Genomic DNA, 13,633 nt, shown 5'->3' with positions numbered 1-13,633 from the left:
ATCACCCTCCACATCTCCTAGCTTCATGATCGACCCGAACACGAGCGCTATGAGGCACTCGGGCGGGCCCACCACGAAAGGACCACCCACCATGAAGGTCACCACCTTCTGCAAGGCCGGAGTCGCCCTCGGCGCCGCCGCCCTGCTCGTCGGCGGCATCGCCGTCCCCGCCATGGCGGACCCCACTCCCGTCGGCTCGTTCGGCACCCTCGTCGGCCTCGGGTCCGACACCACGCAGGACGTCGTGAACGGCCTCGCCACCTCGATCGGCTCCGGCAGGATCGCCTCCTACGACGCCAACCAGGGCGCCGCTCAGATCATCACGCGCAAGGGCGCGACCGCCATCCCGCGCGTCTCCGGCTCCGGCGCCGGCCGCGACGAACTGCTCGTCGCCATCGGCGCCCTCGGCTCGAAGTCGGGCATCGCCCTCTCCGACGGCACGAGCGCCACGATCACCACCCCGGACGTCGCCGGCAAGATCGACTTCGCCCGCTCCTCCGGCGGCCCCGGCGCCTCCGACCAGAACGCCTCGGGCGTCGTCACCTACGTGCCTTTCGCGCGGGACGCCGTCGACGTCGCGTACTCGAACCCCGTGCTCGCCAAGGTCCCCCTCTTCGTCGGCAGCAACGCGGATGCCGTCAACGCTCCCTCGCTGTACCGCATCTACGCGGGTGACGTGCGCTTCGCCTACATGAACGCCGACGGAAGCTACAACTCGGTGGGAAAGACGGCGGACGCTGCTCCGACCGGGACCACCGCCTACAAGCTCCAGCCCCTTCTGCCCAAGTTCGGCTCGGGCACGCGCTCGTACTTCGCCGGTCAGGTCGGCATCACCGACGCGAGCGGCTACGTCGCCACGCACGACTGGATCAAAGACACGTCGGCCGGCGCACCGATCGAGGAGCACAACGGCAAGGCCATCGCCGACGAGACCAGCGGAAACACGATCGCGATCGCGCCGTTCTCGATCAGCCAGTGGGTCGCCCAGGCCAATAAGGTCTCGGGCGTCACCGACCGCCGCAGCGGCGTCACCCTCGCTGCGCTGAGCAAGACGGCCACCGGCCAGGTCGCTCCCGTCACCGGCAGCGGCACCGACTACGCGACCAACGCCGCCTACGGCGCCATGGTCCGCGACGTCTACAACATCGTGCCGTCGAAGCTGGCCGACGACCCCACGAGCGACATCTCGAAGACCTTCATCGGCAAGTCGTCGCTCGTCTGCACGCAGACGGCCGTCATCACCAAGTACGGCTTCCTCCCGGAGCCCGGCACCAGCGCCGCCACCACCTGCGGGTACGACGGCCTCCGTGCGTTCACGGCCTCGGCCAGCTCGACCACGCTCAGCGTTCCCGCCACGGGCACGCAGGGCAGCACCGTCTCGGCCACCGCCACGGTCACCTCGAACGGTGACCAGGGCGGCACGGTCAACTTCGTGATCGCCGGCAAGATCGCCAAGACCGCCGCGATCAAGGCCGGTGCCACCAGCGTCACCGCAGCGGTTCCGCTCACGGCCGCGGGCAAGCAGGACGTCACCGCCGTGTTTGTGCCCGCCCTCGCCGGTATCGGCGCCTCCACGAGCGCGCCGGCCTCCGTCGACGCCGCTGCCGGGGCCACCGCCTCCTCCGTGACGTTCTCGGCTCCCGCCGAGACCGCCGGCAAGTCGACAACGGTCACCGCGACAGTCAAGGGCGTAGACGCCCAGGGCGGAACCGTCAAGCTGCTGAGCTCCGGCAAGACCGTCCTCGCGACCGCGAAGGTTGCCGCCGGATCGACCAAGGCGTCGCTGAAGTTCGTGCCGCTCAAGGCGAGCTACTCGCTGTCCGCCTCCTACACCCCGGCCACGACCGCGGTGAAGGCGTCGACCAGCGCTGCGAAGACCGTGAAGGTCGCCAAGGGTGCAGCAACGATCACGACCAACAAGGTCGCGACCACGCACTCGACCAAGGGCGCCGCGCTCACCGTCAAGGTGGCCGTCTCGAAGTCGACGGCGACCGGCACCATCACGGTCAAGGAGGGCACCAAGACCCTCGTGGCGAAGAAGGCGCTGAAGAGCGGCAAGCTCTCGGTCACGCTGCCGAAGCTCAAGGTCGGCACCCACAAGCTGACCGTGAAGTACAGCGGCAGCTCCATCTGGAAGACCGCCGCCAAGTCGGTCTCCGTGAAGATCGTCAAGTAGCACCCCGTGCGGGCCGGTCGCCTCGTGCGACCGGCCCGCTTCCCCCGTTCCTCCTCCCGACTGGCACACCACATGACCACCACCGTCCGCCCCTCGAGCGGCCCGAGCGCCCTCCTGCGGCGTCTCCGTCGGCCGACCCGCCCCGCCTCCCGGGCAGCCCGCTCGGCCGCCTCGTCCGCGGGCTGGTCGGATCTCGACACCACGAGCCCCGCCGCCCAGTCGTTCCCCGCGCTGTCGACACCCGACCGCCTCCGCTTCTCGGGCTCGGCCGTCATCGTCGTCGGCCTGCTCGCGGTCGGCTTCGTCGCCCAGTTCGCCGGCGTCTCGCAGATCAGCGCCGTCCGCGACCAGCAGCTGTCGGTCTCGGATTTCCGTTACCAGCTCGCGAACGCCACCGCCCCGGTCGGCCAGACCGGCACCGACGGGCACCTGCTCGCCCTCGGCACCCCGGTGGCGATCCTCGAGATCCCGTCGATCGGCCTGAACCAGGTCGTGCTCGAGGGCACCTCCTCGTCGGTTACCGAGGGCGGGCCGGGTCACCGCCGCGACACACCGCTGCCAGGCCAGCAGGGCGCCAGCGTGCTCTACGGCCGCCAGGCCTCGAACGGTGCGCCCTTCGCCCACCTCGCCTCGCTCAAGGCCGGCGACGTCATCGTCGCGACGACCGGACAAGGATCCGCGAAGTACTCCGTGATCGGTGTTCGCCACGAGGGGGATCCCGTGCCGAAGGCGATGGCGTCGGGCGGCGGCCGACTGACCCTGGTCAGCGCCGAGGGGATGCCGTTCTTCCCCGATGGGATCGTCCGCGTCGATGCGACTCTCACGTCAGCCGCTCAGCCGACACCCCAGACCGTGCTCGACTACGCCGCGCTCGGCCAGGAGGAACTCCCGATGGTCGGCGACGGCGAAGCCTGGCCGTTCCTGCTGCTCGGGCTGATCCTCCTCTTCGGCCTGATCACGCTCTTCGCACTGAGCACACGCTTCTGGGGACGACGGCAGACCTGGGTCGTCGCCGTTCCGGTGCTCCTCGCCGTCGGGCTCGTCGCCGCCCGACAGACCATGATCCTGCTTCCCAACCTGATGTGATTCGAGAACTCCCATGACTACTGCACCCGTTCCCGCACCGGTGTCCGGCACGGCCCCGCTCGACGCGCCCTCCGGTCCGTCCGCCGGTATGCCGACCGGCCTCTCCACCACCGCCGAGTTCGGCGCCTGGTTCGACGAACCCGCCGTCGACACGGCCGCCCTGCCCACCCTCGCCACCCTCGACGCTCGCGCGATCTCCGCCTGGTTCGGCGACCGCAAGGTGCTCGACCGGGTGTCGCTGACCATGCAGCCGGGGGAGGTGACGGCGCTGATCGGACCCTCGGGGTGCGGTAAGAGCACGTTCCTCCGGATCCTCAATCGCATGCACGAACTGGTGCCGAGCGCCTCACTCGCCGGCGAGGTGCTGCTCGACGGCGTCGACGTGTACGACGCGAGCCGCCGCATCACCGACGCCCGTCGTCAGATCGGAATGGTCTTTCAGAAGCCCAACCCGTTCCCGGCGATGAGCATCCAAGACAACGTGCTCTCCGGTCTGGCGCTGACCGGCGTCAAGCTCGACAAGTCGGCGAAGGCGGATCTCGTCGAGGAGACCCTCCTCAAGGCCGGCCTCTGGACCGAGGTGAAGGACCGCCTGCGCCAGCCGGGCGGCGGCCTCTCGGGCGGCCAGCAGCAGCGGCTCTGCATCGCGCGCTCGCTCGCCGTGCGCCCGCGAGTGCTGCTGATGGACGAGCCGTGCTCCGCACTCGACCCGACGTCGACGCGCCGCATCGAGCAGACGATCACCGAGCTCGCGACCGACGTGACCATCGTCATCGTGACCCACAACATGCAGCAGGCCCAGCGTGTCTCGAAGCGCTGCGCCTTCTTCCTCGCCGAGGCGGGCACCCCCGGTGCCATCGTCGAACACGGGCTCACCGAGGCCATGTTCGACCGCCCCCAGGATCCCCGGACTTCCGACTACGTCAACGGCCGCTTCGGCTGACGGGTCGTCCGGGCGAGGGAGCACCGGTGCTGGTGCGCCCTCCGGGTCCCGTCTCGCGCGAGCAGTTTCGGGACGGCGAGACGGGACCCCACCAACCGCGCCGAGCGCGGCAGCTCGGCGCGGCTGTTCGGCGTGGGGCTCGGTGAATTGAGGGCGGGATCGTGACAGTCTTGACGGCGTGAACAGCTCGCGCGTCATCGTCGTCGGATCAGCGAATCAGGATTACCTCGTCCGCACCCCGAGGTCACCCCGGCCCGGTGAGACGACCATCGCGACGAGCCTCGCCAAGCAGCCCGGCGGCAAGGGTGCGAACCAAGCCGTCGCCGCCGCGCGGTTGGGGGCAGACGTCCACTTCGTCGGCGCAGTCGGTCGGGATGACGACGGCGCGCGGATCCTCCGCTCCCTTCAGACCGACGGCGTCTCGATCGACGACGTCTCGATCATCGACAGCCAGCCGACCGGCCTGGCCTTGATCATGGTCGACGACGCCGGCGAGAACTCGATCACGGTCGTCTCGGGGGCCAACAGCACCGTGACGGCCGACCGCGCCTCGCGGGCCGTGCGGCGCCTGGCACAGCCCGGGGCGATCCTCTCGCTCCAGGGGGAGCTCTCCGTTGCGGTGCTCGAGGCCAGCGTGCGGGCCGCCGCCGACACGGGGCTCCGCGTTCTGATCAACCTCGCGCCCTTCACGTCGATCGCGAGCGACGTGGTCGCGCTCGCCGACCCTCTCGTGCTCAACGAGGGCGAGGCCGCCGAGATGACGGGGCTTCCCGTCGCCGACAGGGCGGGGGCCGACGCGGCTCTCGAGGCCCTTCGGTCGCGGGCACGATCGGTCGTCATCACGCTCGGGCCCGAGGGAGCGATCTGGGCGACATCCGACGCGACCGGGCACGCACCCGCGGAGGCGACCGGCGAGGTCGTCGACACGACCGGGGCAGGCGACGCCTTCACCGGCGCGATGGCCTCGGCGATCGCCCGTGGCAGCTCGCTCGCCGACGCGGTGAGCCTCGGCACCCGTGCTGGCAGCTTCGCGATCCACGGCCTCGGGGCGCAGTCCTCGTACGCGAGGGCCGCCGACCTCGGCATCTGACAGGATCGACCCATGTCACGTATTCGCTGGGGAATCCTCGGTCCGGGCGGTATCGCCTCCACCTTCGTCGCCGACCTCGTCGGTGCTCGTGAACAGGGCGTCGACCTCGACGTGACCGCGGTCGGCTCGCGCACGCTGGCCACCGCACAGAAGTTCGCTGACGAGTTCGGCATCGCCCACGCGCACGGCAGCTACGAAGCTCTGGTGGCTGACGACACCGTCGATGCGATCTACATCGCCACCCCGCACGCTTTCCATCGAGACCAGGCCCTGCTCGCCATCGCCGCCGGCAAGCACGTGCTGATCGAGAAGCCGATCACGTTGAACGCCGACGAGGCACGCGAGGTCTACGCCGCGGCAGAGCAGGCTGGCGTGATCGCGCTGGAGGCGATGTGGACGCGATTCCTGCCGCAGAATCGGGAGCTCCGTCGGATCCTGCGCTCGGGCGCCATCGGCGACCTCCGTCTCTTCACCGGCACGCACGCGCAGAAGCTGCCGAGCGACCCCGACCACCGTCTCAACGACCCGGCACTCGGTGGCGGGGCTCTGCTCGACCTCGGGGTCTACCCGGTGGCGTTCGCGCTCGACGTGCTGGGTGCGCCGACCTCGGTCAGCGCCAGCGGAGTGTTGAGCGACCGCGGCGTCGACCGGTCGTCAGGCGTCGTGCTGTCGCACGACGGGGGAGCGACCTCGCTGATCTACAGCGCCCTCGACGTCGCGCTCGTCAACAGCGCCCGGATCGACGGCACCGACGGCCGTATCGAGATCGACGACACGTTCTTCGCCGCGTCGGGGTTCAGCGTCTACGCCGCCGACGGGTCGCTGGTGACGCGGTACGACGCCGTCGACGACGGGCTGCGCGGAATGCAGTTCCAGGCGTTCGAGCTCGCGCGGCTCGTCGACGAGGGCTGGAGCGACGACGCCGCCCTCACGCCGGCCGCATCGATCGCGGTCATGGAGACGATGGACGAGGTGCGGCGCCAGCTCGGTGTCGTGTATCCCGGCGGCAGGTAGGGGCCAGCCTCGCTCGGGGGCTGGCGTTCTCGCTGACGTTTCGTAGGATGGCCTGGATGACTTCCGACGACGAGGCCACCTCGGCCGGCCCGCTTTCCCGCGCCACCGCCTTCATTCGCTCCCACCCCCGCGGCTCCGCGATCACGGGAGGGGCCCTGGCGCTGGTGCTGTTCGGCGGCTCCGCGCTCGCCGCCGGTGCGGCGACGGCCCCGACGGCGCCCTCGACGCAGGCGGGTGCGGTCGCCGACTCCGCGCCGTCGCCGTCCGCTTCGTCGTCGAGAAAGGCCACCCCCAAGGCCACCTCGACCCCAAAAGCGACCGCGTCGGCCGAGCGTGCCAAACCGTCGCCCGTCGCCTCGCCCGTGCCGCTGCGCACCTGCTCCGTCGCCTCCGCGGCCGCCGACGGCCGCCTCGGCACCTTCGAGGGCACAGTCGTGAATGCAGCGACCGGCGCGACCCTCTTCGACCGCAACGGCCAGACCCCGGCGCGCACCGGAAGCGTGATGAAGACGCTCACGACGGCGACCGCGCTCTCGGTGCTCGGCCCCGACTACCGCTTCACGACCAAGGTCGTCGGCAAAGACGGCGACATCACGCTCGTCGGCGGCGGCGACGCCACTCTCTCGGCCACGCCGGCCGGTTCCGAGAGCGTCTACAGCGGAGCGCCGAAGCTCAGCGACCTCGCCACGCAGGTCAAATCGCGCCTCGGCACGAAGGCGCTCAAGTCGATCCAGCTCGACGACAGCTTCTGGAACGACGCCGACCGCTACGACGCCAGCTGGCCCCTCACCGAGCGCACCATCGGCTACCAGCCCGAGGTCGTCGCGCTCATGGTCGACGGCGATCGTGCCAACCCCGCCCTGGCGACGAGCCCGCGCAGCACCGACCCCGTCGGCCGTGCCGGTGAGGCCTTCCGCGCGGCCCTCGCCGCGGCCGGGGTGAAGGGCGCCTCGACAGCCCCGCTCACCCGAGGCGTCGCGACCAGCAAGACCGTGCTCGGGCAGGTGCAGTCGCAGCCCGTGTCGACCCTCGTCGGGCAGATGATCCCGAACAGCGACAACACGCTGGCCGAGATGTTCGCTCGCGTGTCGTCAAAGGTCTCAGGATCCGACGGCTCGGCCGCATCCCTCACCAGCGTCTACCAGGCGGCCCTGAAGAAGTCGTACAGCCTCGACTCGTCGAAGATCAAGATCGTCGACGGCTCGGGCGAGAGCGCCAACAACGGCGTTCCGACGGCTTTCGAGGCGAACCTGATGATCAAGGTGCTGAACCGCGAAGGATCCCTCGGGGTGCTGTACGACGCCCTCCCCGTCTCGGGCCAGAGCGGCACCCTGGCGACACGGTTCACCGGCGCGAACGCCGTCGCCCGCGGGGCCGTCCACGCCAAGACCGGCTGGATCGACAGCGCCTACACGCTCGCCGGAACCATCGACGCGAAAGACGGAACCAAGCTGGCGTTCGCGTTCTACGCCATCGGCAACGTCACCGGCACAGCCCGCGAGGCGCTCGACACGCTGACCACCGCCGCGTACTCGTGCGGCGCCAACCTGACCAACTCGTGACCCGCGCGCTCCTCATCGTCGACGTGCAGAACGACTTCACGGAGGGCGGGGCGCTCGGCGTCGACGGGGGAGCGGCCGTCGCGCGGGGGATCACGGCGTTGGTACGGGGTGGTGCCGTGGGTACTGCCGGGGGTGCTGGTGCTGGCGGTGCTGGCCGTGCCTCGGGTGTGTCTGGCGCTTCTTCCTCGGGTGCGTCTGCCGCTTACGACCTCGTGGTGGCGTCGCGGGACTGGCACGATGCGGGGAACGACAACGGTGGGCATTTTGCGGGGGGCGCGGATCCTGATTTCGTTACTACCTGGCCTGTGCACTGCGTGGCCGGCACAGTCGGCGCGGACTACCACCCGAGCCTCGACACGGCTCTGATCGATGTGCACGTTCGCAAGGGCATGGGCGAGCCCGCGTACTCGATGTTCGAGGGCGTGACCGACGACGGCTCGCGCGTGGCGTCGGTGCTGGCCCGAGCCGGCGTCGACTCGGTCGACGTGGTCGGCATCGCGACCGACTACTGCGTGCGGGCCTCGGCGCTCGACGCGGTGGCGCTGCTCGGGGCGGGCGTGGGTGGCTTGCGTGGTTCGCGTGGTGCTGGTGCTGGTGCTAGCGGTGTTGGTGCTGGGCGGGTACGCGTCCTCGGCGACCTCGTCGCGGGCGTCAATGCCCGCTCGAGCGCCGCGGCTCTCGACGAGATGCGTGCTGCGGGCATCGAGGTCGTGTAGTCGCGCTGCGCCGGTCTCGCTTCTGCCCGCGCCGAGATCGCACTTCGCGTCGGGTGCGGGCGACCTCAAGTGCGATCTCGGCGTCGTGGGCGGCCCGGGCCCGCCCGCACGCCGCGAGATGGCCCTACCTACGTCAAGCGTGGCTAGCTCCCGTCGATCAGGCCATCTCGTTGAGACTCGTTGGCTGCGCCGAGATCGCACTTGGCGTCGGGTGCGGGCGACCTCAACTGCGATCTCGGCGTCGTGGGTCGCCCGGGCCCGCCCGCCCGCCGCGAGATGGCCCTACCTACGTCGAGCGTGGCTAGCTCCCGTCGGTCAGGCCATCTCGTTAAGGCTCGTCGCCCGCGCCGAGATCGCACTTGGCGTCGGGTGCGGGCGACCTCAACTGCGATCTCGGCGTCGTGGGCTGCCCGGGCCCGCCCGCACGCCGCGAGATGGCACTACCTACGTCGAGTGTGGCTAGATCCCGTCGATCAGGCCATCTCGCGGGGCAGCGATCGCCGTTCGCGCGTGCACCCTGGGCCATGGCCCGCACCATCGGCCCAGACCCGCAAGAGCGGCGTACACCCGCCGGCTAGGGCGGCTGCCTAGGCCGATCGTGCGGGTGTGAGCCGGCCGGGCGGGTGTGAGCCGGTCGTGCGGGTGTGAGCCGGTCGTGCGGGTGTGAGCCGACCGTGCGGGTGTGAGCCGGCTGGGCGGGTGTGAGCCGATCCTGCGGATGTGAACCGACCGTGCGGGTGCAGCCGAAGCCAGCACGCAGACGCGAACTACACGAGCAGCTGGTGCTTGGCGAGATCGCGGTAGAGCGGCGTGGACTGAACCAGCTCGGAGTGCGTGCCGACACCAACGACGGAACCCTCGGCGAGCACAACGATCTGGTCGGAGTCGACCACCGTCGAGAGGCGGTGGGCGATGATGATCAGCGTGCGGTTCTCGGCGACGGCGTCGATCGCCTCGCGGAGACGCTGCTCGTTGATGCCGTCGAGAGACGAGGTCGACTCGTCGAGCAGAAGGATTGGCGGTGCCGCGAGAAGGGTGCGAGCTATGGCGAGGCGCTGCTTCTCGCCACCGGACAGCATCACGCCGTCTTCGCCGACCTGAGCGTCGAGGCCGTGCTCGCCGCGCTCGAGAACGGCGGTGAGGTTGACGGCCTCGAGCACGCGGCGGCAGTCGTCGTCGGTGGCGCCGGGAGCGCCGAGCACGAGGTTGTCTCGGATGGTGCCGGCGAGCACGGGAGCGTCTTGCTCGACGTAGCCGATCTGAGCTCGGAGCTCGAAGCGGTCGAGAGCCCGGATGTCGACGCCGCCGAGTCGGATCACGCCGGCTGTCGGGTCGTAGAAGCGTTCGATGAGCGCGAGGATGGTCGACTTGCCGGCACCGGACGGCCCGACGAGCGCGGTGCGCTTGCCCTGGGGTGCGGTGAACGAGACGCCGCGGAGCACTGTCAGGTCGGAGTCGACTCCTGATGACGGCGCGGCCTTGGGGGTGACGGGGGCGAGGAGCTCCTCCTCGCTGGGAGGAGCGGTCGGGTAGCTGAACTCGACGCCCTCGAAGGTCAGCGAGTGGTCGGCCTCGGCCACGGTCCCGATAGTCGCAGCCGCTCGGGCCAGAGTCTCGTCATTCGCGGTCTCACCGGGGAGATCGATGATCTCTTGGATGCGGCCGAGAGCACCAAGCGCGGAGTTGACGCTTGTGACGGCGCCGAACGCCTGGCCGAGAGGCATGATCATGAGGAACAGGAACAGAATGAACGACACGAGGTCGGCGATCGTGTCGGCACCGGTCGCGACGCGGTAGCCGCCCACGCCGAGGACGACCAGGAACGACACCTGCATGGCGATGCTGGCGATCGGTACGACGACGGCGGAGGCGCTCGCCACCTCGAGACCGCGGTCGTAGGCGCCGCGGGCATCGACGTCGATGGCATCGATTTCGCGTTCCGTGGCCCCGGAAGCGCGGACGGTGCGAATAGACGAGATAGCCCGCTCGACGGCGGCGGTCAGGTCGCCGACCTTGCGCTGGGCCCGCTGGCTGGCAACGCGGATGCGACGCGACAGCGTCACGACGACCACGACCGAGATGGCCACGATCAGCACCGTCAGGGCCAACAGCACGGGATCGATGATGGCCATGCCGATGATGGCGCCGATGAAGGTGAGCGAGCCGCCGACCGCATCGACGAGCCCCTGCGTGAGGACGGCCCGGAGCAGGGTGGTGTCGGAGCCGACGCGCGACACGAGGTCGCCCGTCCGTCGCGCGTCGAATTCGCTGATCGGAAGGTTGAGCATCCGTGCGACGAGTCGACGGCGGCTCGAGAGGACGACCGCCTCGCCGGTTCGTTGCAGGAGGTAGTGCTGGAACCCGTTGACCAGTCCCGAGACGACCACCAGGGCGACCAGAGCGAAGACCAACGGCCCCAGAGGCTTGTTGGCCTGGACGAAGCCGATCACCTGCTGAACGAGCAGCGGCTGCGCCAGCGATGCGGCCGCACCGAGAACACTGAGCCCGACGATCACGAAGAGCACCGGTTTGTTCTCGAAGAGGTAGGGCAGCAGCTGGCTGAACTTCGCTCTCGGCCCCTCGGGGATGGGCCGCCCGTTGCGGTCGAGACGCGGCGGGCGAGGTCGACGCGCGCGCTTCTTCGTGCCGGACGCCGAACCCGACGAACCCGCAGCAGACGAAGACGCCGAGTCGGCAGAGGGCACCGACGCGGTCGGAGAAGCGGTGGGGCGCGAGTCGGTGTCGGAGCTCATTCTGTCCTTCTGATGGGTGCTTCGTCGATTTTAGCCTCGGCGTCCGACACCGCTCACGAATCCCTCGGGTCTGTGGATAACAGCCCGACGGCTAGCTCAGGTTGTCGCCGTAGTCGACGTCGCGCGTCTCTTTGCTGAGCACCAGCGCGACGAACGTGATGAGCGCCATCGCCGACAGGTAGACGCCGACGAGCCAGGTGCTTCCCTCGGCTGCTTTCCAGAGCGCCACGGCGATGAAGGGGGCGACTGCGGCGCCCAGGATGCTCGCAAAGTTGTAGCTGATGGCGGATCCTGTGTATCTGACGTTCGCGGGGAACAGCTCCGGCAGCACCGCACCCATGGGCCCGAAGGTGAGCCCCATCAGGATGAACCCGACGATCAGCAGACCCTGCGCACCGGCGAACCCGGCCCCGAAGAGCGGGGTGAACAAGAAGCCGAAGACGAGGATCCCGCTGGTCACCGCGAGCAGGAGGCGTCGCCGACCGAAGCGCTCGGCCAGCGGCCCCGACACGAGCGTGAAGATGCCGAAGAACGCGACCCCGACGATGAGCATGAGCAGGAACTTCTCGCGGGTGTAGCCGAGCCCGGCCACGGGGGCGTCGGCCGGCGTCGTGCCGTAGGTGAGCGTGAACGTCGTCATCAGGTAGAAGAGCGTGTAGGTCGCCAGCATGATGAACGTGCCGAGGATCAGCTGACGCCAGCTTGTGCGGAACACGCGGCCGAGGGGGAGCTTCGACACGTTTCCGGTCTCGATGACCTTGGTGAAGGCGGGGGTCTCGACGAGCTTGAATCGGGCGTAGAGGCCGACCGCGACGAGCAGGGCCGAGCCGAGGAACGGGATGCGCCAGCCCCAGCTCGCGAACGCCTCGGCCGACATCGACACGTTGAGCACGAGGAATAGCCCGTTGGCGATCATGAAGCCGATGGGTGCGCCGAGCTGCGGGAACGTGCCGTAGATGGCGCGCTTGCCCTTGGGGGCGTTCTCCGTCGCGAGCAACGCCGCCCCGCTCCACTCGCCGCCGAGGCCGAAGCCCTGGGCGAAACGGAGGATGACGAGGAACGTCGGAGCCAGAATCGACCATCCGGTGGTTGTGCCGGCGGGAATGAGTCCGATCAAGAACGTCGCGATGCCCATCGTGAGCAGCGATGCGATGAGGGTGTTCTTCCGACCGATGCGGTCACCGAAGTGGCCGAAGACGATCGAGCCGACCGGTCTGGCGACGAAGGCGACGCCGAAGACCGCGAACGACTGGAGCAGAGCGATCGTCGGGTCGGAGTTCGCGAAGAAGAGGGTGGGGAACACCAGCACTGCCGCGGTCGCGTAGACGTAGAAGTCGTAGAACTCGATCGAGGTGCCGATGAGGCTTGCGACGATGACGCGGGAGCGCGAGTTCACCGGCGCGGCGTCGGATCCGGTCGCGGTGGGCTTGCCGGGTGTTGCGGGCGTGGTGGTGCGGGCTGACATGCGAGTGTCTCCGTCGCTGACGTGCAGGGTGCGAGCCCGAGAGATCGCACCGCGAGAGGCGGCGGAGAGGCGCTTCGAGAGGCGGCGCGGGGTGAGGCGGGGCTCCCGAGCATCGTCGCCACCGGGGAAGTGATCGGCCGTTTGTAACAGCCGAGTGGCAGATTACTACGACACGCCCGGCCCGTCGAACCGCACGGCACGGTTTCGTGAGCTCAGACGGTACCGAGCGACCCCGGAAGCTGGTGTCCCATCCTGTCGCGCTTGGTGTCGAGGTACGACTCGTTGAACGTGCCGACGCCGACGACGAGGGGCACCATCTCGCTGACCTCGATGTCGTGCTGCGTGAGCTGCAGACGCTTGTCGGGGTTGTTCGACAGCAGCCGCACCGATGTGATGCCGAGGTCGCGCAGGATGTCGGCGGCCGCGACGTACTCGCGGGCATCGGCGGGGAGTCCGAGCGCGAGGTTCGCGTCGAGCGTGTCGAGGCCCTCCTCCTGCAGCTTGTAGGCGCGCAGCTTGTTGATGAGGCCGATTCCTCGGCCCTCGTGGCCCCGGAGGTAGATCACCACGCCGCCGTGGTCGCGAATGGTGTCGAGGGCGGCGTCGAGCTGGGGCCCGCACTCGCATTTGAGCGACCCGAACGCTTCACCGGTCAGGCACTCCGAGTGCACGCGCACGATCGCCCCGTCGCCGGGACGCCCCGACACGATGGCGATGTGGTCGGCTCCGGTGTCGAGGTCGCGGTAGGCGCGCATGCGGAACGTGCCGTGCGTCGTCGGAACGGTGGTCTCGACTTCGAATGAGACGTGCGGTCGAACCGCGGGGGTG

At 69.5% G+C, this 13,633-nt stretch carries 9 protein-coding genes and 1 pseudogene; 7 read left to right on the top strand and 3 right to left on the bottom strand.

The annotated features are described in order from the left end of the window. Positions 1 to 91: 91 nt before the first annotated feature. The 7 genes from ASF54_RS05210 to ASF54_RS05180 all read left to right on the top strand — a co-directional run bounded on the left by ASF54_RS05210 (position 92) and on the right by ASF54_RS05180 (position 8,587). Positions 92 to 2,176 (top strand): Ig-like domain repeat protein, encoded by a 2,085-nt coding sequence (locus ASF54_RS05210; RefSeq protein WP_055959530.1) that lies wholly within the window; start codon positions 92 to 94, stop codon positions 2,174 to 2,176. Between the two features lie 72 nt (positions 2,177 to 2,248). Beyond that, positions 2,249 to 3,262 carry a sortase gene (locus ASF54_RS05205; RefSeq protein WP_055959527.1) on the top strand — a complete coding sequence of 338 codons (1,014 nt, stop codon included), beginning with the start codon at positions 2,249 to 2,251 and terminating at the stop codon, positions 3,260 to 3,262. 13 nt (positions 3,263 to 3,275) lie between these two features. Further along, entirely contained in the window at positions 3,276 to 4,205 is a 930-nt protein-coding gene (locus tag ASF54_RS05200; RefSeq protein WP_084815957.1) for a phosphate ABC transporter ATP-binding protein, read from the top strand. Positions 4,206 to 4,383: 178 nt separating this feature from the next. After that, on the top strand, positions 4,384 to 5,295 hold the full coding sequence (locus ASF54_RS05195; RefSeq protein WP_055959525.1) for a ribokinase: 912 nt from the start codon (positions 4,384 to 4,386) through the stop codon (positions 5,293 to 5,295). Between the two features lie 12 nt (positions 5,296 to 5,307). Further along, entirely contained in the window at positions 5,308 to 6,309 is a 1,002-nt protein-coding gene (locus tag ASF54_RS05190; RefSeq protein ID WP_055959523.1) for a Gfo/Idh/MocA family protein, read from the top strand. A 56-nt stretch (positions 6,310 to 6,365) separates the two neighbouring features. Beyond that, positions 6,366 to 7,871, top strand: coding sequence for a D-alanyl-D-alanine carboxypeptidase/D-alanyl-D-alanine-endopeptidase (locus ASF54_RS05185; protein ID WP_055959521.1), 1,506 nt, complete (start codon positions 6,366 to 6,368; stop codon positions 7,869 to 7,871). Next, entirely contained in the window at positions 7,868 to 8,587 is a 720-nt protein-coding gene (locus tag ASF54_RS05180; protein WP_055959519.1) for an isochorismatase family protein, read from the top strand. The genes ASF54_RS05185 and ASF54_RS05180 overlap by 4 nt, the downstream gene beginning before the upstream one ends. A 767-nt stretch (positions 8,588 to 9,354) precedes the next feature. Here ASF54_RS05180 and ASF54_RS05175 read toward each other — a convergent pair. The 3 genes and pseudogenes from ASF54_RS05175 to ribA all read right to left on the bottom strand — a co-directional run. Continuing rightward, complete coding sequence (locus tag ASF54_RS05175) at positions 9,355 to 11,340, bottom strand: ABC transporter ATP-binding protein (protein ID WP_084815956.1); 1,986 nt, start codon at positions 11,338 to 11,340, stop codon at positions 9,355 to 9,357. Positions 11,341 to 11,431: 91 nt separating this feature from the next. Next, the gene (locus ASF54_RS05170) at positions 11,432 to 12,805 is read right to left on the bottom strand and encodes an MFS transporter (RefSeq protein WP_055959517.1); all 1,374 of its coding nucleotides are present in this window, start codon (positions 12,803 to 12,805) and stop codon (positions 11,432 to 11,434) included. 212 nt (positions 12,806 to 13,017) lie between these two features. Beyond that, positions 13,018 to 13,611 (bottom strand): annotated as a pseudogene (gene ribA, locus ASF54_RS05165) (GTP cyclohydrolase II); the annotation flags it as partial. Positions 13,612 to 13,633 lie beyond the last annotated feature (22 nt).

Source organism: Frondihabitans sp. Leaf304, from assembly GCF_001423105.1.
GTDB lineage: Bacteria > Actinomycetota > Actinomycetes > Actinomycetales > Microbacteriaceae > Frondihabitans.
The sequence above is the reverse complement of the archived record's forward strand: the minus strand, read 5'-3'. Positions and strand labels throughout refer to the sequence as shown.